This window comes from Pseudomonas cichorii, from assembly GCF_019719005.1.
Lineage (GTDB): Bacteria > Pseudomonadota > Gammaproteobacteria > Pseudomonadales > Pseudomonadaceae > Aquipseudomonas > Aquipseudomonas cichorii_E.
This window is the reverse complement of sequence record NZ_JAIGPJ010000014.1, coordinates 81642-106819: the sequence shown is the minus strand read 5'-3', so window position 1 is coordinate 106819 and position 25178 is coordinate 81642. Positions and strand designations below refer to the sequence as shown.

20 protein-coding genes and 1 pseudogene are annotated in these 25178 nt (G+C 60.1%); 15 read left to right on the top strand and 6 right to left on the bottom strand.

Annotated elements, in window-relative coordinates:
- Nucleotides 1–185 precede the first annotated feature (185 nt).
- The 6 genes and pseudogenes from K5D32_RS26285 to K5D32_RS13030 all read left to right on the top strand — a co-directional run.
- Nucleotides 186–1238 (top strand): annotated as a pseudogene (locus tag K5D32_RS26285) (methyl-accepting chemotaxis protein); the annotation flags it as partial.
- Entirely contained in the window at nt 1224–2141 is a 918-nt protein-coding gene (locus tag K5D32_RS26280; protein ID WP_409339063.1) for a methyl-accepting chemotaxis protein, read from the top strand. The pseudogene K5D32_RS26285 and the gene K5D32_RS26280, both read left to right, overlap by 15 nt.
- A 260-nt stretch (nt 2142–2401) precedes the next feature.
- Nucleotides 2402–4156 (top strand): ABC transporter permease subunit, encoded by a 1755-nt coding sequence (locus tag K5D32_RS13045; RefSeq protein WP_221600549.1) that lies wholly within the window; start codon nt 2402–2404, stop codon nt 4154–4156.
- Nucleotides 4157–4168: 12 nt separating this feature from the next.
- Complete coding sequence (locus tag K5D32_RS13040; RefSeq protein WP_221600547.1) at nt 4169–5470, top strand: AAA-associated domain-containing protein; 1302 nt, start codon at nt 4169–4171, stop codon at nt 5468–5470.
- A 54-nt stretch (nt 5471–5524) separates the two neighbouring features.
- Nucleotides 5525–6589: a sensor histidine kinase gene (locus K5D32_RS13035; RefSeq protein ID WP_221600545.1), complete on the top strand. Its 1065-nt coding sequence runs from the start codon at nt 5525–5527 to the stop codon at nt 6587–6589.
- Entirely contained in the window at nt 6589–7242 is a 654-nt protein-coding gene (locus K5D32_RS13030) for a response regulator transcription factor (RefSeq protein ID WP_221575287.1), read from the top strand. Before K5D32_RS13035 ends, K5D32_RS13030 begins: the two co-directional genes overlap by 1 nt.
- On the opposite strand, the gene K5D32_RS13025 is transcribed toward K5D32_RS13030, so the two are convergent.
- From K5D32_RS13025 to K5D32_RS13015, 3 genes are all read right to left on the bottom strand, one after another.
- Nucleotides 7236–8519: a hypothetical protein gene (locus tag K5D32_RS13025; protein WP_221600542.1), complete on the bottom strand. Its 1284-nt coding sequence runs from the start codon at nt 8517–8519 to the stop codon at nt 7236–7238. The two genes, K5D32_RS13030 and K5D32_RS13025, sit on opposite strands and share 7 nt — an antisense overlap.
- Before the next feature lie 9 nt (nt 8520–8528).
- Nucleotides 8529–9836 (bottom strand): hypothetical protein, encoded by a 1308-nt coding sequence (locus tag K5D32_RS13020; protein ID WP_221600540.1) that lies wholly within the window; start codon nt 9834–9836, stop codon nt 8529–8531.
- A 290-nt stretch (nt 9837–10126) separates the two neighbouring features.
- Nucleotides 10127–11746: a glucan biosynthesis protein D gene (locus tag K5D32_RS13015; RefSeq protein WP_117167893.1), complete on the bottom strand. Its 1620-nt coding sequence runs from the start codon at nt 11744–11746 to the stop codon at nt 10127–10129.
- A gap of 44 nt (nt 11747–11790) precedes the next feature.
- Here K5D32_RS13015 and K5D32_RS13010 point away from each other — a divergent pair, with 44 nt between their 5' ends.
- Nucleotides 11791–12027 (top strand): hypothetical protein, encoded by a 237-nt coding sequence (locus K5D32_RS13010; protein WP_221575284.1) that lies wholly within the window; start codon nt 11791–11793, stop codon nt 12025–12027.
- A 128-nt stretch (nt 12028–12155) separates the two neighbouring features.
- Here the strand turns inward: K5D32_RS13010 and K5D32_RS13005 are convergent, their stop codons facing one another.
- The gene (locus K5D32_RS13005; RefSeq protein WP_221575283.1) at nt 12156–12902 is read right to left on the bottom strand and encodes a YkgJ family cysteine cluster protein; all 747 of its coding nucleotides are present in this window, start codon (nt 12900–12902) and stop codon (nt 12156–12158) included.
- 263 nt (nt 12903–13165) lie between these two features.
- Here K5D32_RS13005 and K5D32_RS13000 point away from each other — a divergent pair, with 263 nt between their 5' ends.
- The 6 genes from K5D32_RS13000 (at nt 13166) to cfaB (ending at nt 21187) form a co-directional block, all read left to right on the top strand.
- On the top strand, nt 13166–13777 hold the full coding sequence (locus K5D32_RS13000; RefSeq protein WP_221600538.1) for a TetR/AcrR family transcriptional regulator: 612 nt from the start codon (nt 13166–13168) through the stop codon (nt 13775–13777).
- A gap of 95 nt (nt 13778–13872) precedes the next feature.
- Nucleotides 13873–15822 carry a protease modulator HflK gene (hflK, locus tag K5D32_RS12995; protein ID WP_221600536.1) on the top strand — a complete coding sequence of 650 codons (1950 nt, stop codon included), beginning with the start codon at nt 13873–13875 and terminating at the stop codon, nt 15820–15822.
- Between the two features lie 11 nt (nt 15823–15833).
- Nucleotides 15834–16859: a protease modulator HflC gene (gene hflC, locus K5D32_RS12990; RefSeq protein ID WP_221600534.1), complete on the top strand. Its 1026-nt coding sequence runs from the start codon at nt 15834–15836 to the stop codon at nt 16857–16859.
- On the top strand, nt 16856–17893 hold the full coding sequence (hflK, locus tag K5D32_RS12985; RefSeq protein WP_221600532.1) for a protease modulator HflK: 1038 nt from the start codon (nt 16856–16858) through the stop codon (nt 17891–17893). The genes hflC and hflK (K5D32_RS12985) overlap by 4 nt, the downstream gene beginning before the upstream one ends.
- On the top strand, nt 17890–19803 hold the full coding sequence (locus K5D32_RS12980; RefSeq protein ID WP_221600530.1) for a cation-translocating P-type ATPase: 1914 nt from the start codon (nt 17890–17892) through the stop codon (nt 19801–19803). The genes hflK (K5D32_RS12985) and K5D32_RS12980 overlap by 4 nt, the downstream gene beginning before the upstream one ends.
- A gap of 199 nt (nt 19804–20002) precedes the next feature.
- Nucleotides 20003–21187, top strand: coding sequence for a C17 cyclopropane fatty acid synthase CfaB (gene cfaB, locus K5D32_RS12975; RefSeq protein ID WP_221592895.1), 1185 nt, complete (start codon nt 20003–20005; stop codon nt 21185–21187).
- Nucleotides 21188–21189: 2 nt separating this feature from the next.
- Here cfaB and cls read toward each other — a convergent pair whose 3' ends face one another.
- A complete protein-coding gene (gene cls, locus K5D32_RS12970) occupies nt 21190–22629 on the bottom strand; it encodes a cardiolipin synthase (RefSeq protein ID WP_221561557.1) in 1440 nt (479 codons plus the stop codon).
- Between the two features lie 159 nt (nt 22630–22788).
- On the opposite strand from cls, the gene K5D32_RS12965 reads away from it, so the two are divergent.
- Together K5D32_RS12965 and K5D32_RS12960 are read left to right on the top strand one after the other, a co-directional pair.
- Nucleotides 22789–23310: a DUF3617 domain-containing protein gene (locus K5D32_RS12965; protein ID WP_025262591.1), complete on the top strand. Its 522-nt coding sequence runs from the start codon at nt 22789–22791 to the stop codon at nt 23308–23310.
- Between the two features lie 186 nt (nt 23311–23496).
- Complete coding sequence (locus tag K5D32_RS12960) at nt 23497–24726, top strand: N-acetylmuramoyl-L-alanine amidase (protein WP_221600528.1); 1230 nt, start codon at nt 23497–23499, stop codon at nt 24724–24726.
- Between the two features lie 6 nt (nt 24727–24732).
- On the opposite strand, the gene K5D32_RS12955 is transcribed toward K5D32_RS12960, so the two are convergent.
- Nucleotides 24733–25065 (bottom strand): glutamine synthetase, encoded by a 333-nt coding sequence (locus K5D32_RS12955; RefSeq protein ID WP_236249439.1) that lies wholly within the window; start codon nt 25063–25065, stop codon nt 24733–24735.
- Nucleotides 25066–25178 lie beyond the last annotated feature (113 nt).

The following is a 25178-nucleotide window of genomic DNA, read 5'->3' as shown; positions in this document are numbered from 1 at the left end:
AGTGTTCTATCCGCTTCAGCCCTCGTCCGCAAAGGCACGGGAGCTGAAGCGCGCCTTGCCACGTCTGCATTCCAGAAATTTTTTTACCCCGACTCCTGACTTTTTGATCAAGTTTGTGGTCCTGTGGGCCGATATGTCATTCGCGCAACTCTGCTGCTTAAAAAAATAAAATCTTCAGCTTTTGCATGGGCGCATCGAAAGAACATCACGGAGAGTTTATGAACAGCAGTTTTGCGAATATCAGCGTCAACATGAAGCTGGCTTTGGGGTTTGGTCTGGTGCTGGTTTTTACCGCGTTGCTGGCCCTTGTCGGCTGGAACGGCCTGGACAAGCTGATTTCCCGTACCGACCGAATCGGTGATATCACCGAGCTGGGCAACAAGCTGACAGTGCTGCGTGTGGCCCGCTTGCAGTACATGCTCGCCGATGGCGACGATACCGCTGCACAGAATGTCCAGACGCAACTGGATACGTTCAAGAACACCCGGCAGTCCATCCTGAAGAACTTCACCAACCCGGCGAATGCAAAGCTTCTGGATCGCCTGGGCGATCATCTCAATGCCTATGAAAAGCTTCTGAACCAGATGCGCACGGCCTATCGCAACAGCGCCACTGTGCGTGCGGAAATGGGAGTCACGGCCGCCAAGGCGAGTGACCTTATTTCGGCGATCAATGAATCCATCGTAAAGATGGACTCTTCCGATCCTGCGCGTTCAGATCTGCTGCAACTGATTGCCAGCGCCCGTATGGACGTGCAACTGGTACGTTACGAAGTGCGCGGCTATACCGGCAACACGACGGAAAAGACCGAGCAGATAGCATTCCAGCAACTGGAGGCGACCATTGCAGGCGTCGACAGGCTCAAGGCTGCGTTCAGTGCGACCCATGGCGACAAGGTCGCACAACTGGAAACGACCCTGCGCGCCTATAAGGCCTCTGTACAGAGCTTCAAGGAAGCAGACAGCGCCATCAATTCAACGCGCAAGGAAATGACCGCTCTTGGGGATGAGATCTTCAAAGTCGGCACCGAGCTCAACGTCATGCAGAAAACGCTGGTTGAGCGAGACACTTCCCAGGCGCGCAGCCTTCAGCTTGTCGGTGCGCTGGTTGCTCTGCTGCTCGGTGTTTTTGCGGCCATCATCATTACTCGCCAGATCACCCGCCCATTGCAGGAAACCCTGGAAGTCGTGAACCGCATTGCCTCGGGCGATCTGAGCCACACCATGGTGGTCACTCGTCGCGATGAACTGGGCGTGCTGCAACAAGGCATCCAGCGCATGGGCACCACGTTGCGTGAGCTGATTACCGGCATTCGTGATGGCGTCACCCAGATTGCCAGCGCTGCCGAAGAGCTTTCAGCGGTGACCGAACAGACCAGTGCCGGGGTCAACAGCCAGAAAGTCGAAACCGATCAAGTCGCGACGGCCATGCATGAGATGTCAGCCACGGTGCATGAAGTGGCGCGTAATGCCGAGCAAGCCTCGGTTGCAGCGTCCACTGCCGACAAGGAAGCGCGCGAAGGCGACAAGGTGGTGGGCGAAGCCATTCACCAGATCGAAAAACTGGCCACGGAAGTGCTGCGTTCCAGTGATGCCATGACGGTACTGGAGCAGGAAAGCGACAAGATCGGCAAGGTCATGGACGTGATCAAGGCGGTGGCCGAACAGACCAACCTGCTGGCGCTCAACGCTGCCATCGAGGCGGCTCGTGCCGGTGAAGCGGGGCGTGGTTTTGCGGTGGTGGCTGACGAAGTTCGTGGTCTGGCCCAACGTACCCAGCAATCGACCGAAGAAATCGAAAGCCTGGTCGCGGCACTGCAAAACGGCACCCGTCAGGTCTCCGATATCATGCTCGGCAGCCGCAACCTGACCGACAGCAGTGTCGCACTGACCCGCAAGGCAGGCACGTCCCTGGAAAGCATCACGCGCACGGTTTCCAACATCCAGGCCATGAACCAGCAGATCGCCGCCGCAGCCGAACAACAGAGTTCGGTGGCCGATGAAATCAGCCGCAGCATCCTGAACGTTCGCGATGTGTCCGAACAGACAGCCGAAGCCAGCGAAGAAACCGCAGCTTCCAGCGTCGAACTGGCGAGACTGGGCAACCAGTTGCAGATGATGGTGAGTCATTTCCGCGTTTAATCCTTTCGCGAATGAATTCGCTCCTACGGTGGGAGCGAATTCATTCGCGAATAACCCCCTCTCATATACTTTGGTATACGCAACTTATATAGAAGTCTGTTAACGGGCTACTTTTGCAGGTTTCACGTATTTCCCGCACTTCTATAAACTTGCTCATCAATAGAGCACTGTTGTTTTACTTATAACTCTCCGCTCAATGCTCACGGCCAGTTCTTTGAACTTTGCCGCCCTTGCCTGTACGCAATTGTTCGAGGTGAGCCATGAACTCTGTCTTTGAATCCGGTAAAAAACTGCCACCTCTCAAGTACGGATCGACGCGCAATCATGTGTCCGGTCTGGCTGACTTTATCTGTGTGCTGCTTCTGGCAGTGATCGCAATGCTGGTGTTTCACGGTGTCCATCAGATGGCGCAACCCCTGACGGCACTGGACAGTTCGCCCATGGTGCTCGATACGGCGCAGTTGCCGGAGTATGCCTTGCGCACAACACTGCGCATGTTTGCAGCGCTGGCGGCTTCGTTGATCTTCACGTTTGCTGTGGCCACTCTGGCGGCCAAGAGTCGCAAGGCCGAGATGATCATTATTCCGGCGCTGGACATATTACAGTCCGTCCCGGTTCTGGGTTTCATGGCCTTTACCGTGACCTTCTTCATGGGCATGTTTCCCGGTCGGCAATTGGGCGCAGAGTTTGCGGCCATCTTTGCCATTTTTACCAGTCAGGCCTGGAACATGGCGTTCAGTTTCTATCAGTCGCTGCGCACAGTGCCGAGCGATTTGAATGAAGTCAGTCGCCAGTTCGGTTTTTCGCCGTTGCTCAGGTTTTTCCGGCTGGAGTTGCCATTCGCCATGCCGGGGCTGGTGTGGAACATGATGATGTCGATGTCTGGCGGCTGGTTTTTCGTGGTGGCCTGCGAAGCGATTTCTGTGGGTGATACCCAGATCAACCTGCCAGGCATCGGTTCCTGGCTGGCCCTGGCTATTGCCCACAAGGACCCTGCTGCTGTGGCCTGGGCGGTGGGGGCCATGGCGCTGGTGATCCTGTGCTACGACCAGTTGCTGTTTCGGCCGGTGGTGGCCTGGGCCGACAAGTTTCGTTTCGAGCAGACCGCCTCGCAAAAACGTCCGCGCTCATGGATGTACAGCCTATTGGGGCGTTCGCGGCTGGTGCCTGCTGTCTGTGCAGCGTTTACAGCGCCCTGGCGTGTATTGATGGCCGTGAACTGGTCGGCTTTGGGGCGTTCGCGCAAGACCGCGTCCCCGCCCAAAGTGAACCGCCTGGCTGACAGCCTCTGGCTGGTCCTGGTGCTGGCCGGTTGTGTGGCCGCGAGTGTCTGGCTGATGCACTTCATCAGCCAGACACTGGGGCTGGACGATGTGGCGAACGCTTTTGGCCTCGGGTTGGTGACCATGTTGCGTGTGATTCTGCTGATCGTCATTGCCAGCCTGATCTGGGTGCCGATCGGTGTGTGGATCGGCTTGCGTCCTGTGTGGGCTGAACGGCTGCAACCGGTTGCGCAGTTTCTTGCGGCGTTTCCGGCCAACGTGCTGTTCCCGTTCGCGGTCATCGCCATTGTCGGGCTGAAGCTGAACCCGGATATCTGGCTCTCGCCGCTGATGGTGCTGGGGACCCAGTGGTACATCCTGTTCAACGTGATCGCCGGGGCCAGCGCCTTGCCGACTGATCTGCGGGAAGTGGCGGGGATGTTCAACATGCGTGGCTGGCAATGGTGGCGGCGCGTGGCCTTGCCGGGGATCTTCCCTTACTACATCACCGGCGCACTCACCGCTTCGGGCGGTTCGTGGAACGCCAGCATCGTGGCCGAGGCGGTGTCCTGGGGTGACAAGTCCCTGCAGGCCACCGGGCTGGGCTCGTATATCGCCAGTGCCACTCAGGCGGGTGATTTCGCCAGGGTCGCCCTGGGGATCGTCGTGATGTCGGTGTTCGTAATTGCCTTCAACCGCCTGCTCTGGCGCCCGCTGTACGGGTTTGCCGAGCGGCGTTTGAGTCTGGTCTGAGGAGTGGAAAGCATGATGACTATCGAAAAGCGCTGCCTGGTGGATGTCCGCGAAGTCCGGCATGTCTACGGCAAGGCCAGCAAAGAACGGCTGGTGCTGGATAACGTGACGCTCAGGCTCAATGAAAACGAGATCATCGGCCTGCTGGGCCGCTCGGGTTCGGGCAAGTCCACACTGCTGCGCTCCATTGCCGGTCTGGTGGTGCCCACCGCTGGCGAAGTGAGTTTCCCCGCCGGGCCGCAAGGGCGCGCACCCACCGTGAGCATGGTTTTCCAGAGCTTTGCGCTGTTCCCGTGGCTGACGGTGCTGGAGAACGTGGAAGTCGGCCTGGAAGCGCAGCGAGTGCCTGCCGAATTGCGCCGCAAGCGCGCGCTGGCGGCCATCGACCTGATTGGCCTGGACGGTTTCGAGAGTGCTTATCCCAAGGAATTGTCGGGCGGCATGCGCCAGCGCGTGGGCATGGCCCGTGCGCTGGTGATCGATCCTGATGTGCTGCTGATGGACGAACCTTTTTCGGCCCTCGACGTGCTGACCGCCGAAACCCTGCGCACCGACCTGCTGGACATGTGGTCGGAAGGCCGGATGCCTATCAAGTCGATCCTGATGGTGACCCATAACATTGCCGAAGCGGTGCTGATGTGTGATCGCATCCTGCTGTTCTCTTCCAATCCCGGTCGCGTGGTCAGCGAAATCAAGGTAGATCTGCCGCAGCCACGCAATCGTCAGGATCCGTCGTTCAGGGCGCTGGTGGAAGAAATCTACGTGCTCATGACTCAGGACAGTGACGCTGGCGAACTGCGTCAGGGCGTCTTTCCGGGGACCGGACTGGGCATGGTGCTGCCGCAGGTTTCCATCAACGCGCTGACCGGGTTGATCGAGGCGATTCATGCGCCGCCTTATGGCGCCACGGCGGACTTGCCGGAGCTGGCCAGTGCTTTGCACTACAACGCCGACGAGCTGTTCCCGATTGCCGAGGTCCTGCAATTGCTGCGCTTTGCCGAACTCAAAGGGGGCGATATCCGCCTGCTGCCGTCTGCGCGTCGTTATGCCCTGGCCGATGTCGACGAGCGCAAACAGTTGTTCGCCCATCACCTGCTGAGTTTCGTACCGCTTGTGGCGCATATCCGCCGCGTGCTGGATGATCGCGCCACCCACACGGCCCCGGCGCGACGTTTCCGGGACCAGCTTGAAGACTTCATGTCCGAAAGCGATGCAATGCAGACCTTGCGTAGCGTCACCCAGTGGGGCCGCTATGCCGAGCTTTTTGCCTATGATGAAGTGCTGGATCAGTTCAGCCTCGACAATCCCTCATAAGCGCTCCACGAAAACTGGCATATTCAGCGTTCATCAACCAGCGAGACCTGGGCAATGCGTGAGTCGAAAACCTTTGGCAAGGCGGCAATGGCCGTTCGACTGGCCGCATTGCTCGCGCTGGCGGTGGCCATTGCGATTGCCGATACGCTGACGGATCTGGAAATTGCGGTAGGAGTTTTCCAGATCGCCGTGGTGCTACTGGCGGCGCGCTTCATGCCTGCGGGCGGCGTGATCGCTGTTGCGCTGGGCTGCATGGGGCTGACGATCATCAGCTACGAGTTGACCACTTCTCGCTCCAGCGAAGCGGGGCTGATCAACTGCGGCATCAGCCTTCTGGCCATCGCCATGACGACGTATCTGGCGTTGCGCCTGGCGGCGGCGATTCGCACGGCTCATGAGGCGCGTACCCAGTTGGCGCAGATTGCGCGGGTCAACATGCTGGGCGAACTGACGGCGTCTATCGCACATGAGGTCAACCAGCCGCTGGCGGCGATTGTCACCAGTGGCAACGCCGGTTTGCGCTGGCTGGCCAACGAGCCGGCGAACCTGCCCAAGGCCCGACAGGCCATCGAGCGCATGATCGGCGATGCCAATCGGGCCAGCGATGTGATCGTGCATGTAAGGGCGCTGGCAAAACCGGCCTCGACTCACAAGGAATGGGTGAGCGTGGCCGATACCGTCGCCGAAATCGTTTCCCTCGCCCATAGTGAAATGAACCAGCAGGGCGTTACCCTGACAGTGGAAATTCCCGATGGCTTGCCGCCGCTGCTGGCTGATCGCGTGCAGATCCAGCAGGTGCTGCTGAACATGATGCTCAACGCGATGGACGCCATGAGCGGCCATGAGCCGGGTCAGGCCCAATTGCAGGTGGTGGTGGACTGGCGCGCAGGCTCGGATGTCCGGTTCTCTGTATCCGACAATGGCATCGGCGTCCCGGCGGAACATATCGAGCGGATTTTTGATGCCTTCTACACGACCAAGGAACAGGGGATGGGGATTGGTCTGGCAATCAGCCGCTCCATTATCGAGGCCCATGGCGGCCGCATCTGGGTGACGCCCGGCGAGCAGGGCGGCGCGACGTTTCATTTCACCCTGCCTACCGCAAAGATGGAGAGTTGATGAAAACAATCGTTCCGGCGCCGCAGGACGAAGAACCGATCATTTACGTGGTCGACGACGATCAGTCGGTGCGTTCGTCTCTGGAGGATTTGCTGGCCTCGGTCGGGCTGCGCGCCATGCTGTTCGGTTCAACCCGGGAGTTCCTCGACAGCCCGCGACCCGATGCGCCCGGTTGCCTGATTCTGGACGTGCGGATGCCGGGCATGAGCGGCCTGGATTTTCAGAGTGAGATGGCGAAGTGGGGCATCGGGCTGCCGGTGATTTTCATCACCGGGCATGGCGATATCCCGATGTCGGTGCGGGCGATGAAGGCGGGTGCTCTGGAGTTTCTGACCAAGCCTTTTCGTGAGCAGGATTTGCTGGATGCGATCCAGCAGGGGCTGGTGCGGGACCGGGCAAGACGTCAGGTCCGTGCCGTGGAAACCGAGTTGCAGCGGCGTCATGCAAGCCTGAATGCGGGGGAGCAGCAGGTGATGGAGCTGGTGGTCAGCGGCCTGTTGAACAAGCAGATTGCGGACCGGCTCAACGTGAGCGAGATAACGGTCAAGGTCCGGCGTGGCTCGGTCATGCGCAAGATGCAGGCTGATTCTCTGGCGGATCTGGTCAAGTTTGCGGAACGCCTTCAGTCATCAGGCGCGCCGCTCGATCAGTGATTGCTGAGGCTGATGATCTTGGGGAAGTTGGTCAGCCTGACCGAGGTCGAGCAGCGGCTGGCCTGGCACTGCCATGACTGCTTGCTGTCGATGCGGCCCTGTTCGGGGTTGAGGGTATCGGTCAGCCTCACGGGTCCGCTCATGGGCTGTTCGCTGACGATCTGCTCATCCGTTGGCTGGCCGATGGCCCAGGCCACCAGGACCCGCTCATCGCCCTTGTCGAAGTACAACAGGTAAGTGCTGTCGCTCAGGGTGCTGGCCCGGGCGTCGTAGGTGTAACTGCTGATGATTGGCGCGATGGCTTGCATCATGGCGTAGGCAGGCTTGGGCGACAGGTCTTCATTGAGCACCCCGAAGTTGTGCTCCTGGTCGTAGCGGTTCGGCCCGTCATTGAACAGGTCGTACCACCACAGGCCTTTGACATTGGGGATCGTGCGCGCCAGGAAAAAGATCCGCGCCATGTAGACGGCCTGGGTGACTTCGCTCTTGCCGCAAGGTCCCTGATGGCTGGGCCAGCCCATTTCCGTGAGGTAGAGCGGCACGGCACGGCCCACGCGAGTGCGGATGTCCTGCTCGTAGCGAGTCATCCAGCGCACCCAGGCTTCCGGTGTATTGCCGTTGGTGGCAGAGCAATGGGCGTAAGGATGCAGGGAAAGACCGTCCACCAGACCCAGCACGCCGCTTTCGATCAGGCCGTTGGCGAAGCCGCCATTCATGCCGTCGCGGGTAATTGCACCTGCCAGGATCTTCGCCGGGGGCCCGTTGACGTCGCGGGTGTTCTTGCGAATCACTGGCACGGTGCTGGTGACCAGATCGGCATAGTCCAGGCTGAGCTTGCGGTCTTTCGGCCCGTCCAGATCCCACTCGTTCCAGACCTCGTAGAAACTCACCTTGTTGCCCAGTTGCCGGCTGACGTAGTCGACATACTTCAAGAACGCTGCTGTTACCTCGGGCGTGCGGGGCTTGGCGTTGCCATGAAACGAGGTGCTGTAACCCAAGATGGCCGTTCTGTTGAGGTTCAGGTCAATGGCCATGTTCAGGTAGTTGCGCCATTGCGGGATGATGCGCCACTGGTTGGGGCTGGGTTCGGCGGTGGACCAGAAGATATCGTCCCTGACCGCATTGAAGCCTGCCTGCCCGGCGAGATTCAGCGGTTGCCTCAGTTGGTGATCGAAGTTCATCAGATGGGTGCCGATCCCCGTCAGAAAGACCGGCTCTTCCTGGGCCGATGCGTGACCGGCCAGGCAGCCAAGCAGCAGCCATGCAAGGGTTCTCATGTCGTGGCCTCAGTGCGGGACGTGGAGGGCAGTGATCTGCATGGGCGCGGGACCGTTCGCCTGCACATCCTCTTCACGCCGGGCGAACAGCACATGACCCACCGCCAGACCGATGAACAGGTTGGCCACCGTCACTTCGAAGATATCCGTGGTCCAACTGATCAGGCAGCAACAGAAACTGATCGCCAGCAACATGCGGCTCAACGGGCTTTGCTCGTTGATCAGGGCAAAGAACAGGGGAATCTGCAGCGCATACAGCAACAGCCCACTCACCCCCAGCATCACCCACAGGTAGACGACGCTGCTGTCGATGGTCATGAAGATGTCGGCGCCCGGAACCGGAAACATCGTCAGCGTACTGCCGACCATTCCGAACCCCGCTCCGGTCATGCCCCAGCCTGCCAGGGTCATGGCGTCGACGATGTTAGGCCAGGTGTTGTTCAGCCGATCATACAGCGACGCCAGCGAGCTGCCGCCGCTGCTGACTGTCCGGGCATCGAAGTCATGCAAAAGCCCAAGCGTCGGCAGCAGCAAGCCGGCCATGACCGCCAGGATGCAGGCCAGTCGACAGGGCCAGGTCATGCGCTGGATCAGCAGTAAACCGAGGGTCAGCACGAAGGCGACGGCGGGCGCCTTGCTGGTGGTCAGCACAATCCCGTAGAGCGCCACTGCGCTCAGCAGCAGGATGAGCGGCCGCGAACGGATGAACATCAGCAGGTACAGGCTGTAGAGGGCGATGAGGATCGACAGCAGGCTCGACATCCGGGCGAAACCGGCAATCCGGTCTTCATCGTCCGCACTCCATGACATATTGGCGCTGAGCTGCGTTTCGCCCACGCTGTAGGTGTAGCCTTTCCAGGGCACGAAGGTGTACTTGTCCAGCGCCAGGCCTGCCAGTGACGCCAGCAGGCAAAAGCCGATGGCCCAGGCGAGCAGTTTTCTGCGCCGGAACAGGTATTCGCTGCACACCAGCCCGAAAAACAGCGGGCTCAAGGCGAACAGGCTGAAGGCAATATTGAACAGGCTGGCGCCATGCAGCATCGCCAGCATCGCGAAAAACACCCACAGCAACATACACGCCCAGAACAGCCTTCCGGCCCTGAAAGTGCGCAACTCCAGGGCAAACAACAGGACGCACGCCATCTTGGGCACATAGAGCAGCGGGCTGATGCCTGCCTTGTCGAAGTAGAAGCGCAGCACGCCGGAAAAGGTTTCGACCAGAATCAGGCCGATGACCACCCACACGACGACGGTCGATTTATCGAATGACAGGATCGACGGCTTCTCGGCCGTCTTGTCCGCAGGGTTCAACTCCATGATGTCGGCCTTCTGAAGAGCGTCAGGAATTTCGGATGGGCAAAGCTACCGCCCTCGACCGCGACAGGCGGGTCGATAAGGGAAGAACTGAAGGAGGGAAGAGCAGGTCTGGAGCGAATGCTCGCAACGGCGTGACAAGGGATATATCAGTCGCAGATCACGATACTGTCAACTTTTAGAGGTGATCAACACAAGGTAGGACCGGATTTATCCGGGAAGAGGCCGACATCTTCACCGTCAGAAATCACGTCTTCCCGGATAAATCCGGTCCTACAGGCTGTTTCAGAGCATTACGGGTACTTGCGTCTGTCCGGAGCAGGCGGGAAGTACTGGTACAGCCAGGTCTCGCTCAGGGTGCGATCCCCGGTGCGGATGAACATGCGCATTTCCACCGGTTCTACCGAGTCGCTGTCAGGCAGCCAGTCGAAGGTGATGCGGTAACCCTTGATGTCTGGCAGCACCAGGATGTTGAAGTCCTGAACCTTGCCATGGGAAACCTTGAGCACCGGCTCGATACCTGTGCCTTCTGGCAGGCGGTCCAGACCGCCGCCGTGGAAGTCCACCGCAAAACGCCGTGCCCAGTATTTCGGGTAGTGCTCGCCGGGAGCCCAGCCTTCGGTGAAGCCGCCCATGCCCGAACGGGTCGCATTGACCTGAGCCAGCGGAGTGCTGACTGGTGGCAGCGGGCTCCAGAACAGCTTGTAACCGTAGTTGAGTGACTCGCCCGCCTTGACCTTGGCCTTGGGGGTCCAGAACACCACGATGTTATCCATCGTTTCGCCGGTGGTCGGGATCTCCAGCAGGCTGATTTCGCCTTCACCCCATGGTGTGGTCGGTTCGACCCACAGGCTCGGACGGCGGTGATACCAGACCACGGTGTCCTGATAGCTGGCAAAGTTGTGGTCGTACTGGACCAGGCCGAAGCCCTTCGGGTCCTTGTCGGAGAAGGCGTTGAATTGCAGTTTGGCCGGGTTGTTCAGCGGGCGGCAGATCCACTCGCCGTTACCGCGCCACATGGCCAGCCGGTCGGAGTCGTGCAGTTGCGGGTGAATCGAGTCGCACATGCGGCGCTCGTGGGTGCCACAACTGAACATGCTGGTCATCGGTGTGATGCCCAGTTGCTCGATGTCGGCCCGCGCGTTGATGTGTGCGTCGACTTCCATCACCACTTGACCGGACTGGCAATCGATGTCGAAGCGATACGCACCGGTGGCGCTCGGCGAGTCCAGCAGGGCGTAGACCACAAAACGGGTGGCATTCTTGTCCGGCGTCTCGAACCAGAACTTGGTGAAGTCTGGAAACTCTTCCTGACGTTTGGCGTAGGTGTCGATGGCCAGACCGCGTGCCGACAGGCCGTACTGATTGTTGCCGTCCACTGCACGGAAGTAGCTGGCGCCCAGGAACGACACGATATCGTTGACGGCAATTTGCGGGGCCTTGAACAGCTTGAACCCGGCAAAGCCCAGGTCGCCCTTGACCAGGTTCTTGTCGATGCCGCTGTTCTCGTAGTTGAACAGCTCGTGACGGAAATGCACTTCCCGCGCCTGTTTGGTCTTGGCGTCGAGGCTGTACATGCGTACGGGAGTCTTGAAGCCCATGCCGACGTGGAAGAACTGCACGTCCAGCTGGCCTTTGACGTCGTTCCACAAGGAGTGCGCGGCGTCGTAGCGGATGGCGTTGAACTGCAACGGCGTCATGTCCGCCAGTACCGGCGGCAGCACCTGCTTGGTGCTGACATAGGCCTTGCCGGCCAGTTGTTTGGCGTGAGCCTGCAATGTCGGGAAATCGAAATGCTCTATCTCGCCGTCCGCAGCGGCGGCAAGGGCTCGCGCAGCAAAAAGCCCCGAGGCCGGCAAGCTGCTGTAGGCGGCCAACGCCATGGAAGCTTTAAGGAGATTCCTGCGATTCATAAAAGTGAAGCCTCTGAGTAATTCTGTGCGTCCTGCACAAGAAAATGGCGCGCCAACGACTCCTTGCCGAACGCAAACTACCCACAACAGATAACAAAGACGAGATGCTGTTCCAAAATAGGTGCAAAAAAATGCCGCTCATCGTCAATGAACACGGGCTGAGAAGGGCGAGTGGCGAGGGATTTCAGGGCTGCTCCGGCAACACCGTGATGGCTGGTGACCGCTTGGCACAAGGCTTTCAGACGAGTCGGGTGCGGATGAGCGTTCAGGAAGGGGAGTGAGCGGGACGTCGGAAAGCTATTTGCCATGCAATATTCAGCAATCATTTTGCCATGCCTGTCGGGCACTCCAACCCGTCAGTCGAGGGTGTTAACAGGCTGGAATGGCAGATGCTTGTATCGTTGCCCTGCTACAGCTTGTGAAAGATATAGTCACAATCATCCGGGGCGGCCAGCGGGACATGGTGTGCAAGCAGGCGCTCACGCAGTTGCGGATCGTCGGCCCGTACTTTCCAGTTTTCGCTCCAGTCCTCCACGGCGGCCTCCTTGCTGCTGCGTATCGCATCCATCAGTTGCAAACGCTCCGGGAAATAGACGGCGAATGCATCCTCCTTCCAGCTGGCCACCTTGATGCCCAGTTGCGCGCAGACGGCTATCTTGGTTGCTGCATCAGCGATGTCGGCCTGTCTGGACCGGTTGACCAGTGCCTGAAGTTCGGGATTGGCTACGCCATCGGTACACAGAATGTCGCCGCTTTCCCAGGACTCGGGCGGACAGATCTTGTTGTCCTTGCTGACCTCGATGAACGGATTGATTTCCATCGGGTAAATCCGGCAGACCAGCGGGCGTTCTTCATAGATGCCGCACAGGTTGTCCGCACGCAGATTCGGGCATTGCTCAAGGGCATTGCCAGCGAACACAGCAATAACGCGAATGCTGCTCCGGGCATCGTTGACCGCGACCGACCGGCCAGCGCTGTGGGCGTATTGTCTTGAGTCGGCTGGCCAGGTCAGCTCGTTGAAAGCCTCCAGTATTACCGCCACATCGTGTCCGCGAGCCAGCCATTGCTCGGCTTCGTTCAGCGTCAAGGGTACAAGACGGCCTTTACAGCAGATACCGCAACCCACGCAGTTATATCGGATTACATTGCTTTGCATGTTCCATACCTGGAGCTACAGATGCATTGGCACGGACGAGCCTGTGCTCAGGCTTGAGCCAGACCGTCATGTTATTTTTTGGGGAGTGAGCTATAGACCTGATCGGATTCCACGCTCGACGTCAGGACGGGCTGCCTGCTTGCAGGCCAACTTGTAACCATTTATGTGACATAATTTTTCAAGCCTTATATTTCGTAACGTTCATTACGAAATGCTTTTATCCCGGCCGCGCAGACGCTGTCAAACATTTCGTAGCGATCATTATGAAAACAGTCGAATCTAAAAAATCGGGACGTCCGCTTTCTTTTGACCGCGATGTCGTACTTGAAAAGGCGATGTTTGCTTTCTGGGAACATGGCTATGAGTCCACGTCCATGGCCACGCTGACGAAAGCCATGGGGGTTACGGCTCCAAGCATCTATGCCGCCTTCGGAGACAAGAAACAGCTTTTCCTGGAGGCTGTGGATCTGTATCTCAAAAAGGGAATGGCTTCCAGGAAGGCGCTGGCTGCGAACGCGACCGTGCGTGAAAACGTGCTGAGTTCATTGCGTCATGCGGTAGAGATGTTTACGACCAATGCCGACTCTTGCGGGTGCCTGCTCGCCACGGCTGCGGTCAGTTGTTCGGAGTCGGCTGCTGATGTTCGCGAACATCTGGCTGCCATTCGGCGTGGCATGGAAGATGACCTCGTCTCAACGATCAGGGACGGTATCCAGAAAGGTGAACTTCCGCCTGGCACTGACGCTTCGGTTCTGGCGGGTTTTTTCATGGCAACCATTCAGGGGTTGGCGGCACTGGCACGCGACGGAGCGGATAGGCAGAGGCTGTTTGAGATTTTGGATGTCGCCATGTCTGTCTGGCCTTCTCCGAGATAGCGGTCAGAGACGCGGAATCACCTGACGAAAGTTTCACGATAAGCGTTATATCGTAACGCTATCATTCACGGCATTAGTCAGGTTCCGGGGTAGCGATGCGGGTTGATCTGGATGTAGGGCACGCTGACCTCGAAGGGCTGCCGCGTTTTCAACTGGCGGCACAACAGGCCCGCCGCCTGAGTCGGCTCAGGTACCTGGCTGTTGCCACGAGCATTACCGGGCTGGTGCTGGCGCTGTTCATCGATCTTTTTTCCCCAAGCTCCTTGTGGATGGCGGTGCTGGTCAACAGCGCGGCGGCCTTTTTGCTGCTGGCGGCGGGTCTGCAATCGGCTCTGTCGGTTGCCCGCTGGCGTGCTCGTGCCCTCGGCACCCTTGCGCCGCTGGAGCAGAACCCGACGTTGCCGGAGATCGACGAGGCGGGCTGGTACGAACGCCTGCTGACCCGGCTCAGCGATTCAGGGGAATCCCTGCTCGCGCAATTGGGCACTTCTGCATTGTGGCTTGCCGGCTGGTCGCTGCTGGCGCTGATCTGCATCCGCATGGTCTGGGACCTGAGTTTGCCTGGCACCGAACTGTCGTCGGTCGCCAATCTGGCGGGCAGTCTATTGCTGCTGATGGCTTTCGGCTTGCTGGTGCTGGAGCGGCAGTTCAGTCACGAACAAAACGCCCAATGGCCTGAAGCCGGGCAACTGGCGCAACTGACCCGCATGGTGATCGGCGTCTTGCTGACCGGAGCGCTGTGCCTGTTCTTTGCCAGTGTCGATCGTATCTGGCCGCCACGGCTGGCGGTACTGATCGGCATTCTGCCGACCTTGGTGGCCCTCGAACTCCTGTTGCGCGCTGCGCTGTCGTTCTTCACCCCACGCAATGAGCGTCTTGAGCCTCGCCTGATGGCCAGCAGTTTCATGGCTGACCTGCTGCACTGGCCGCCGCGCCCGTTGCTGGTGTTGCAGCGTGAACTGCATAACCGCTTCGGTATCGACCTGCGCCAGATCTGGGCGCTGAGCTACATACGACGCGCGTTTCTGCCGGTATTGGCGGTGGTTGCCGCTCTGGGTTGGGCGCTGACCGGCGTGCATGAAATCCCGATGCAGGGGCGCGGGATCTATGAGCGTTTCGGCAAGCCGGCCGAGGTGTTCGGGCCGGGCCTGCATGTCGGGTTGCCCTGGCCGTTCGGCAAGGTGCTGGCGGTGGAAAACGGCGTGGTTCACGAGATGGCCACCAGCGTTTCTGAGGCCAGTGCGGTGGAGCAGCTTCAGGACCCCGCCGAAGGTCCGCCGCCTGCCAGCGCCAATCGCCTGTGGGACGCCAGCCACATCAATGAGAAATCCCAGGTCATCGCCAGCAGCGCCGGTGACAAGCAGAGCTTCCAGGTGGTGAACATGGATGTGCGCTTTGTCTATCGCATCGGCCTGAGCGACGCCGCTGCGCTGGCCGCGACCTACAACAGCGCCGATGTGCCGACCTTGATTCGCAGCACCGCCAGCCGTGTGCTGGTTCATGATTTTGCTTCCCGCACCCTGGACGAACTGCTCGGTGAACAACGCACAGGACTGGCCGAAGACATTGGCAAAGCGGTCCAGGCCGACTTGCAGCGTCTCGATAGCGGTGTGGAAATCCTCGCCACCGTGGTCGAAGCCATTCACCCGCCAGCCGGTGCCGCCAATGCCTACCATGCCGTGCAGGCTGCGCAGATCGGCGCTCAGGCCTTGATCGCCCGTGAGCGCGGCGCGGCCAGCGCGCAGGCCAGTCAGGCGCAACTCAATGCCAGCGTCGCCCATGACCAGGCCAGCGCCAATGCCCGTGAAGTGCTGGCCACGGCACAAGGCGCAGACCTGCGTTTCAGTGCTGAACGTCAGGCCTACGCCAAGGCCGGGCAAGCTTTTCTGCTGGAGCAATACCTGACCCAACTCAGCCACGGCCTGAGCAACGCCAGATTGCTGGTTCTCGATCATCGTCTGGGCGGCAACAGTGCGCCGACCATCGACCTTCGCACCTTCACCCCACCGGCAGACCCAACGACGCCGCGTAAAGCCGTTCAGTAAGGAGTCGTCCCTTGAGTCTGTTCCATCATCACCATGATCATCACGACCACAGCGACCATGCCCATGGTGGGCATCATCACCATCATCACGACGAAGCTGCGGTGCCGGGGAAACGCACCTGGCTGCGCATGGGCCTGGCGGGCCTGCTGATCGTCTTTGCCCTGGCGGCGGCGAGTCTGGTGCAGGTCCGTTCCGGGGAGGCGACGGTGATTACCCGTTTCGGCAATCCATCCCGCGTCTTGCTGGAGCCGGGCCTGAGCTGGCGCTGGCCTGCGCCGTTCGAGGCGACGATTCCTGTGGACCTTCGCTTGCGCACCACTTCCAGCGGTTTGCAGGACGTGGGGACTCGCGATGGCTTGCGCATCATCGTCCAGGCCTACGTGGCGTGGCAGGTGCAGGGCGACGGGGACAACGTGCAGCGCTTCATGCGCGCCGTCCAGAACCAGCCCGATGAGGCCGCCCGGCAGATCCGTACTTTTGTGGGGTCTGCGCTGGAAACCACGGCCAGCAGTTTCGACCTGTCGAGTCTGGTCAATACCGATGCCAGCAAGGTGAACATCACCGGCTTCGAGAACCAGTTGCGTCAGCAGATCGAGCAGCAGTTGCTTTCCACCTATGGCGTGAAAGTCCTGCAGGTGGGCGTCGAACGTCTGACCTTGCCGTCGGTGACGCTCAGCGCCACGGTCGACCGTATGCGCGCCGAGCGTGAAACCATCGCCACCGAGCGCACCGCCGCAGGCAAGCGTGAAGCTGCACAGATCCGTTCGGCTGCCGAGCGCGATGCGCGCATCGTCGAAGCCGATGCCACGGTCAAGGCCGCGGATATCGAAGCGCAATCGCGGGTTGAAGCCGCCGAGATCTATGGCCGCGCTTATGCAGGTTCGCCGCAGCTCTACAACCTGCTGCGTTCCCTCGACACCCTGGGCACGGTGGTGACGCCGGGCACCAGGCTGATCCTGCGCACTGACGCTGCGCCGTTCCGGGTCTTGGTGGACGGGCCGCCAACGCTGGACGCCAAGAGCGGATCGCAACCATGAGTGAGCCTTCAAGCCCGTGGTTGCAGGCCAGCCGCCTGGCGTTTCTGGGGCTGTATGGCGTAACGCTGCTGGCGGCCTTGGGCTGGGTAACGTCCAACGTACGGCAAATCGATCCCCAGAACCGCGCCGTGGTCATGCGCTTCGGTGAGCTGGAGCGTGTACAGAACGCCGGTTTGCTGATTGCCTGGCCGCAGCCGCTGGAACGTGTGGTCCTGCTGCCTTCGGCGGACCGGGTGATCGAGCGTCGTGTCGAAACCTTGCTGCGTTCGCCTCAGGCCCAGAAGGCCGACGAGGTCGCCACCTTTGCCGTGCCCATGAGCGATGCACTGGCGGGCTCGGGTTTTCTGCTGACTGGCGATGCGGGTGTCGTGCAACTGGACGTGACGGTGTTCTACAAAGTGATCGACCCGTACGCCTTCGTCCTGCAGGGCGAACATGTGCTGCCTGCGCTGGATCGACTGGTCAATCGTAGCGCCGTGGCGCTGACAGCAGGGCGTGATCTGGACACCATTCTGGTTGCCCGGCCCGAACTGATCGGGGTCGACAGCAAGGCTGCTGAGCGGCGTGAGCGGTTGCGTGGCGATCTGGTGCGCGGGATCAACCAGCGTCTGGCCGAACTGGCTGCGACAGGTTCGGGCGTGGGCATAGAAGTGGCGCGGGTGGATGTGCAGTCCAGTCTGCCCAAGGCCGCCGTCAACGCCTTCAACGCCGTGCTGACCGCCAGCCAGCAAGCGGATCAGGCCGTGGCCAATGCCCGTAATGAGGCAGAAAAACTCACCCAGGCTGCCAACCAGCAAGCCGACCGAACCTTGCAGGTGGCCCACGCCCAGGCATCGGAGCGACTGGCCAAGGCCCAGACCGACACCGCGACCGTGGCCAGCCTCTCGCAGTCGATCCAGAACCGCAACGATCCCGGCCTGTTGCAACGCCTCTATCGTGAGCGGGTGCCGAAAATCCTCGGTCAGGCCGGATCGGTCACGACTGTTAACCCCAAAGACGATTCCCGCCTGATCATTCAGGGAGCCGAACAATGAGTGGCGAAGCCGTTCACACCCACGCCAGGCCCGAAGCCGCCAGCCTGTTGAGCCGTGCGGAACAACGCAGCGCAGCCCGTCAATTGACCCTGGCCATGCTGGCCCTGGGCTTATTGGGGCTTGGCCTGATCTGGCGGCTGATTGCGCCTGAACAGACCGGTGTCAGCCAGTTGTTGCTGGGCGCGGCCTCGCTGCTGGTGGCGATCCCGGTAATCAGCGCCGGCTGGCACAGCTTGCGTCACCCGAGCCTGCACGGCATCACCGACCAGTTGATTGCCTTGGCGATGCTGGGCGCATGGGCTACTGGTGATCTCATGACGGCGGCCTTGTTGCCGATCATCATGATCTTCGGTCATGTGCTGGAAGAGCGCAGCGTCATCGGTTCCCAGGAAGCCATTCAGGCGCTTGGCCAGTTGACCCGCAGCCACGCGCGACTGATCAAGGCCGATGGCAGCGTGCATGAAGTGGATAACTCGACGCTGCAGGCGGGCGATCAGGTCGAGGTACGGGCCGGTGACCGCGTGCCTGCCGATGGCCGGGTGCTGTCCGGTCAGGCCAGTCTTGATACGTCTTCCATTACCGGGGAGTCGGTCCCGCTGGAAGCGCAAGCGGGCATGGAAGTCTACGGTGGTGCCATCAACCTCGATGGCTTGTTGCGCATTGAGGTGACGCGCACCGGCGACCAGTCCACGCTGGGCAAGGTCATCGCGTTGATGCAGAACGCCGAGCGTTCCAAGCCGCCCATCACCCGTTTGCTGGAACGCTATGCCGGCAGTTACATGGTGCTGGTGTTGCTGATTGCCGCGCTGACCTGGTTCATCACTCAGGATGCACAGGCGATGCTGGCCGTGCTGGTCGCGGCCTGTCCTTGTGCGCTGGTGCTTTCGGCTCCGGCCACGGCCATTGCCGGGATTGCCGTGGCGGCCCGTCACGGGATTCTGATCCGCAGTTCGGCATTTCTCGAAGAACTGGCGGACCTGACTTCGCTGGTTGTGGATAAAACCGGCACCCTGACGTTTGGCACCTTGCGCCTGCAATCGATACAGGACAGCGCAGGGCATGCGGATCTGCTGCCGCTGGCCGCGAGCCTCGGGTCGGCCAGCAGCCATCCGGTCAGTCGCGCACTGGCCGGGCTTGTGGATAAAGATCAACTGCTGCCGCTCAGCGACATTCGCGAGCGCCAGGGGTTGGGCGTGGTGGCTTTGACTGCCCATGGCGAAGCGGCATTGGGGCGTCCCGAGTTGTTCGAGCAACTGGGCATTGCCACTCCAGCGGTGCCCGAGCATGACGGCCCGCTGGCCGGGCTGGCGCTGGACGGCGTCTTTCAGGCCTGGTTGCTGTTGTCCGACACCCTCAAGCCCGAGGCAAAGAAAGCGCTGGGCGAATTGCGTGAGCTGGGCCTGGGACGGCAGTTGTTGCTGACCGGTGATCGTCAGACCGTGGCCGACACGCTGGCGTGGGAAGTGGGGATCGTCGATGTCCAGGCTCAGGCTCTGCCAGAAGACAAGCTCAACCGGGTCAAAGGTGAAATTGCCCAGGGCTTCAGGCCCATGGTGGTGGGTGACGGAATCAACGATTCCCTGGCCTTGAAGGCCGGTGTCGTCGGCGTCGCCATGGGCGCAGGTGGCGCCGATATCGCCCTGTCTTCGGCGGATATCGTGCTGATCGGCAGCGACTTGCGTCGTCTCGGCACTTGCGTGCGTCTGAGCCGTCTATGTCGTCAGACCTTGCAAGTGAACGTGGTCATTGGCCTGGGCTGGACATTGGCTATCGTTGCACTGGCAGCCTTCGGTTTGCTGGGTGTCGCGGGCGCCATGCTGGCCGCGGTGCTGCATAACCTCAGCACCTTGCTGGTACTGGGCAATGCCGGGCGGTTGCTGCGTTTTCAGGAGCCCTTACTAAAATTGTAAGACGGCGCTCAAGCTTGAAGAACTCCGTTACAAATTGATGGTCATTCAAGACTAGGGTGATCCATGAAAGGCTGCACGTTTGGCTCGAATCATTGGGCACAAGGCCGTTCCCTGTAATTTTTTCCCTGCCAATAGCCTCGGTTGCGGTTGAACCGCCTGGACTGCCCTTTTCCAGCTTCTGGATAGGGGGGCAATTGATATGAACGTGCAACTTCCATCGGCCTTGCAGAATCTCCACCTGCCATTGCGCCTCAAGCTCTGGGACGGCCATGAGCTGGATCTGGGGCCTGCGCCCAGTGTCACGATTGTCGTCAAGGACCCGCAACTGGTGTCCGATTTCAGCCACCCAAGCCTCGGCCTGCTAGGCAGCGCCTTTGTAGAAGGTCGGCTGGAGCTGGAAGGCTCCATCAGTGAAGTCATCAGGGTCTGCGACGAGTTGACCCGCGCACTGCTGGAAAACGAAGACGCCAGCTCTCCCGTGCGAACCCGGCACGACAAGGCCACCGATGCGGCATCGATTGCCTATCACTACGACCTGTCCAACAGTTTTTACCAACTCTGGCTCGATCAGGAGATGGTCTATTCCTGCGCCTACTTCAAGACCGGCAGGGAGACGCTGGAGCAGGCGCAGCAGGACAAATTCCAGCACCTGTGCCGCAAGCTGCGTCTCAAGCCCGGCGAGTACCTGCTGGATGTGGGCTGTGGTTGGGGCGGTCTGGCGCGGTTTGCGGCCCGTGAGTATGGGGTCAAGGTGTTCGGTATTACCTTGAGCCAGGAACAGTTGGCGCTCGCCCGTGAGCGAGTCAACGCCGAGGGGCTGCAGGACAGGGTCGAGCTGCAATTGCTCGATTACCGCGATCTGCCTCAGGACCAGCGCTTTGACAAGGTGGTCAGTGTGGGCATGTTCGAACATGTGGGTCACGGCAACCTGCCGCTCTATTCCCAGTGTCTTTCGGGGGCAGTGAAAGAGGGCGGTCTGGTGATGAACCACGGTATTACGGCCCTGCATACCGATGGCCGTCCGGTGGGGCGTGGTGCCGGGGAGTTCATCGACCGTTACGTGTTCCCCAATGGCGAGCTGCCTCATCTGGCGATGATCAGCACGCATATCAGTGACGCGGGGCTGGAAATCGTCGATGTCGAAAGCCTGCGCCTGCATTACGCCCGAACCCTGGAGCAGTGGAGCGCTCGCCTTGAGGCGCGCCTGAGCGAAGCCGCTGCGCTGGTACCCGAACACACCTTGCGCATCTGGCGGCTGTATCTGGCCGGTTGCTCCTATGCCTTCGCCAGGGGATGGATCAATCTGCACCAGATTCTGGCGGTCAAACCCTTTGCCGATGGAGGGCATGGCTTGCCTCTGACCCGTGAAGACATTTATCGCTGACGCTACAGGATTGGCGAGATCAACCTGGCCACGCGCATGCCCAACTGGTGCAGGTGGCGGGTTTCGCGGCTTTCCTCAAGGGAAATCTCGTGGCTCAGGTTGAAGTCGTCCGTCAGCATGGCTTCAACCTCACGAGCGAAATCCGTATCGACGGTCAGCAGCATCAGCTCGAAATTCAGCCGGAACGAACGGTTGTCCAGGTTGGCGCTGCCGATGGCGGTGATTTCGTTATCTACCAGCACTACTTTCTGATGCAGGAAGCCCGGCTTGTAGCGGAACACTCTGACTCCGGCCCGAACCGCATCGAAGGCGAACAGGCTGGAGGCGGCGTACACAACGTAATGATCGGGACGTGACGGCAGCAGCAGCCGGACATCGACACCACGCAACACCGCCAGGCGCAATGCCGCCGACACGGCTTCATCAGGGATGAAATACGGGCTGGTGATCCACACCCGTTCGGTCGCCGCGTGGATGGCTTCGACAAAGAACAGCGAACAGGTTTCCTGCGCATCAGCCGGGCCGCTGGCCAGCAATTGGCACAGCACGCCCTGTTCGGGAAAGGATTCAGGCAGGTTCATGGGTGGCAATTCACGGGTGGCCCAGAACCAGTCTTCGGCGAATGACTCTTGCAGGCAGGCCACCACCGGGCCGATCACCTGCACATGAGTATCGCGCCAGGGTGAGAGTGGGGGCTTGAGGCCCAGGTATTCATCACCGACGTTGTGCCCGCCCAGATAGCCTTTCAGCCCATCGACCACGACTATCTTGCGGTGATTGCGAAAGTTGATCTGGAAGCGATTGAGCCAGCCGCCATGGGTGGCAAAGGCCTTGATCTGCACACCGCCTGCGCGCAGCTTTTCGCTGTAGGAAGCGGGCAGGGCATGGCTGCCTATCCGGTCATAGAGCACGAAAATCGCCACACCCTCGGCGGCCTTTTTCAGCAGCAGGGTTTGCAGACGGCGCCCGAGCTCGTCGTCATGAATGATGAAAAACTGTACGAGGATCGTCTGCCGGGCCTGCTCGATGGCGGCGAACATGGCATCGAAACTGGCTTGGCCATTGATCAGCAATTTGACTTCGTTATTGGCCAGAGCCGGCATGCGCCCGAGTTTAGGCATGGCGCGCAGCGAGGCATAAGCGTCCGAGCGCCGTGCGGCCACGGCCTCTTCGATCCAGGGCCGCCAGTTCAGGTTGGCGATGGCGTTGCGCATTTCACTGTTGGCATCGCGTCGCGCCTTGATGTAGGCGTCGAACGAGCTGCGGCCAAAGACCAGATAAGGAATCAGAGTGAAGTATGGAATGAAAAACAGCGGCATCGCCCAGGCAATCGCGCCTTGCGCGGTGCGCACGGTCAGCAATGCATGGATAGCGGCAGCGGTACCCACCAGATGGATGAAAGCCAGGACGTAGCCAAAGAAATACGGGCTATGGAAATCCATACGTAAACAATGCTCCTCACTTTTGCGCCTATAACAGACCACAGCCGCTCGGGATTGTCGCTATTTTAATCGTGGTGCAACTGGTCAACGCTTCTGTCGTCTAAGATGCGTCGGCCCGCTCAGGCTTGTCTGGGCAATGTTCTTACGAGGATTTTTTAAATGAACAAACGCGCGTTGGCGTTGATGTTTTGTCTGGCAGCACCCGTGGCTCATGCCCAGATGCTGCAACCAGGCTTGTGGGAACTGACCTCCAGCAACATGCAAGTCGATGGTCAGGCGCTGCCGGATCTGCAACTGATGCTGGGCCAATTGAAGAACCTGCCGCCTGAGCAGCGCGCCATGATGGAACAGATGATGCAGAAGCAGGGCGTCACACTGGGTGGGCAAGGCGTGCGGTTCTGCCTGACCGAAGCACAGGTCAAGTCGGACGATATTCCCCTGACCGACCCTAAATCCGGCTGTTCGCAGAAGATCACTGCTCGCAACGGCCAGACCTGGAACTTCCAGTTCAGTTGCCCCAAGGCTCAAGGCACCGGGCAGGCACAGTTTCTCAGTAATCGCGAGTTCACCACCAAGGTGGTCGGCACCTTCAATGCTACCGGCCAGCAACAGAACGGCAGCATGGATACTCGTGCCGTCTGGCTAGGGCCGCAGTGCGGTGCAGTGGCTCCACGGAGCTGATGACGTTCCACGTGGAACATTTTTCTTGTCGGTCATGTACTTACTGCCCGTAATCAGAGGATTCTCGTCGGTGCCAATCTTCATGTAAGGCTTCAAGTTTCACTTGTAACATGGTGTTATGTTATTACTATTGTTGCGGTGATACTTCATGAGCCGGGATGCTCGCCTTGTTTCGTGAGACCTGCCATGCACCGACGTCAAATCCTGCTCAACATGCTTCTGGCCAGCGCTGCGCTGGCCTTGCCTTTTGGGGCCTACGCCACGCAGATCAGCAATGCACGGCTATGGCGCAGCGATGACAAGCTGAGGCTGGTGCTCGACCTGAGCGGGCCAGTGCAATACAAGACATTCACCCTGGTTGCGCCTGACCGTTTGATCATCGATGTCAGTGGCTCTCGGCTGACCGGTGATTTCAGTCAACTGGCGCTGGATCGTACGGTGATCAAGTCGATCCGTTCCGGGCATTACGGCCATGGCGACGACACGCGGATCGTGCTGGACCTCACTGCTCCTGTGCAGCTCAACAGCTTTCTGCTCGGGCCGGAAGGCGGGCAGGGCCATCGCCTGGTGCTGGACCTGAGTTCCACCGCCAGCGCGCCGGTGCAGATGGCTGCTGTCGCGCCGCCGCCTCCGGTTCAGGCCCAGGCCACGGATAAGGCTCACCCGAAGCGTGACATCATGGTGGTGGTCGATGCCGGGCATGGCGGCAAGGACCCTGGCGCTGTCGGTTCCCGAGGCGAGCGGGAGAAAGACGTTGTGCTGTCCATCGCCCAATTGCTGGCCAAACGTCTGAAGCGTGAAAAAGGTTTCGATGTGCGGTTGGTGCGCAACGATGACTTCTTCGTGCCTCTGCGCAAGCGCGTGGAGTTTGCCCACAAGTCCAAGGCCGACATGTTTATCTCGGTGCATGCCGATGCTGCGCCGCGCCTGACGGCTTCCGGCGCTTCGGTTTTCGCTCTGTCCGAAGGCGGCGCGACATCGGCGACGGCGCGCTTCATGGCCCAGCGTGAAAACGGCGCAGACCTGCTGGGCGCGACTTCGCTGCTCAACCTCAAGGATAAGGACCCGATGCTGGCTGGCGTGATTCTCGACATGTCGATGAACGCCACCATCGCCGCCAGCCTGCAATTGGGCCATACGGTGCTGGGCAGTCTGGAAGGCATCACCACGCTGCATCAGAAGCGTGTGGAACAGGCGGGTTTCGCGGTGCTCAAGTCACCGGACGTGCCTTCTATCCTGGTGGAGACCGGTTTCATTTCCAATAGCCGCGACAGTCAACGGCTGGTGACGGCGCGCCATCAGCAGGCCGTGGCCGATGGGCTGTTCGAGGGCTTGCAGCGTTACTTCCAGCGCAACCCGCCGCTGGACTCCCACATGGCCTGGGTTCAGGAACAGAAGAAGCAGGCGCAAGCCTGACGCTGTTCAGTGGCAGCCATTCAAGCGACTGCAAGTGATTTTGCTGCGTGTGCCGTCGGAACTGGACACCCGCGTGATGGTGGTCCAGCCGATGCGCTGGATAGTGCCGATCCAGGCATCCCCATTCGAGGCCAGGCCGGTGAAGAAGGTCAGTTGATCGAACCGGCTGTTGGTCTGCGCCCAGCGTTTTTTACCAATCACTTCATAGCCCCGCAAATACGTGGTCGAACCCGCCGTGGCGACGCTGTAGCCATTACCTTGCGCATCGCTGCACGCCAGCAGGGTCGCGCTGCGAGTGCAGGTCGCCATATCCACGCTGGGCCGCGGGCCTGCGGCCATTATTTGCGTGCTGATCAATAACAGTAACGTGAACAAGCCTTTTGAAATGTGTTTCACGCAGACGCCCTTTGTCGAACGGGTTGGCAATTTTGCATCGTTATACTATAACATTG

What these genes read in the sequence shown, in the direction of transcription:
- K5D32_RS13010 (WP_221575284.1), top strand. Translation starts at nt 11,791, where the DNA reads ATGGCGCGCCAACGACTCCTTGCCGAACGCAAACTACCCACAACAGAT.
- K5D32_RS12965 (WP_025262591.1), top strand. Translation starts at nt 22,789, where the DNA reads ATGAACAAACGCGCGTTGGCGTTGATGTTTTGTCTGGCAGCACCCGTG.
- cfaB (WP_221592895.1), top strand. Translation starts at nt 20,003, where the DNA reads ATGAACGTGCAACTTCCATCGGCCTTGCAGAATCTCCACCTGCCATTG.
- K5D32_RS13025 (WP_221600542.1), bottom strand. Translation starts at nt 8,519, where the DNA reads ATGAGAACCCTTGCATGGCTGCTGCTTGGCTGCCTGGCCGGTCACGCA.
- hflK (WP_221600532.1), top strand. Translation starts at nt 16,856, where the DNA reads ATGAGTGAGCCTTCAAGCCCGTGGTTGCAGGCCAGCCGCCTGGCGTTT.
- K5D32_RS13035 (WP_221600545.1), top strand. Translation starts at nt 5,525, where the DNA reads ATGCGTGAGTCGAAAACCTTTGGCAAGGCGGCAATGGCCGTTCGACTG.
- K5D32_RS12960 (WP_221600528.1), top strand. Translation starts at nt 23,497, where the DNA reads ATGCACCGACGTCAAATCCTGCTCAACATGCTTCTGGCCAGCGCTGCG.
- K5D32_RS13005 (WP_221575283.1), bottom strand. Translation starts at nt 12,902, where the DNA reads ATGCAAAGCAATGTAATCCGATATAACTGCGTGGGTTGCGGTATCTGC.
- K5D32_RS13045 (WP_221600549.1), top strand. Translation starts at nt 2,402, where the DNA reads ATGAACTCTGTCTTTGAATCCGGTAAAAAACTGCCACCTCTCAAGTAC.
- K5D32_RS13000 (WP_221600538.1), top strand. Translation starts at nt 13,166, where the DNA reads ATGAAAACAGTCGAATCTAAAAAATCGGGACGTCCGCTTTCTTTTGAC.
- K5D32_RS13015 (WP_117167893.1), bottom strand. Translation starts at nt 11,746, where the DNA reads ATGAATCGCAGGAATCTCCTTAAAGCTTCCATGGCGTTGGCCGCCTAC.
- hflK (WP_221600536.1), top strand. Translation starts at nt 13,873, where the DNA reads ATGCGGGTTGATCTGGATGTAGGGCACGCTGACCTCGAAGGGCTGCCG.
- K5D32_RS26280 (WP_409339063.1), top strand. Translation starts at nt 1,224, where the DNA reads ATGGTGGTCACTCGTCGCGATGAACTGGGCGTGCTGCAACAAGGCATC.
- K5D32_RS12980 (WP_221600530.1), top strand. Translation starts at nt 17,890, where the DNA reads ATGAGTGGCGAAGCCGTTCACACCCACGCCAGGCCCGAAGCCGCCAGC.
- K5D32_RS13040 (WP_221600547.1), top strand. Translation starts at nt 4,169, where the DNA reads ATGATGACTATCGAAAAGCGCTGCCTGGTGGATGTCCGCGAAGTCCGG.
- K5D32_RS13030 (WP_221575287.1), top strand. Translation starts at nt 6,589, where the DNA reads ATGAAAACAATCGTTCCGGCGCCGCAGGACGAAGAACCGATCATTTAC.
- K5D32_RS13020 (WP_221600540.1), bottom strand. Translation starts at nt 9,836, where the DNA reads ATGGAGTTGAACCCTGCGGACAAGACGGCCGAGAAGCCGTCGATCCTG.
- cls (WP_221561557.1), bottom strand. Translation starts at nt 22,629, where the DNA reads ATGGATTTCCATAGCCCGTATTTCTTTGGCTACGTCCTGGCTTTCATC.
- K5D32_RS12955 (WP_236249439.1), bottom strand. Translation starts at nt 25,065, where the DNA reads ATGGCCGCAGGCCCGCGGCCCAGCGTGGATATGGCGACCTGCACTCGC.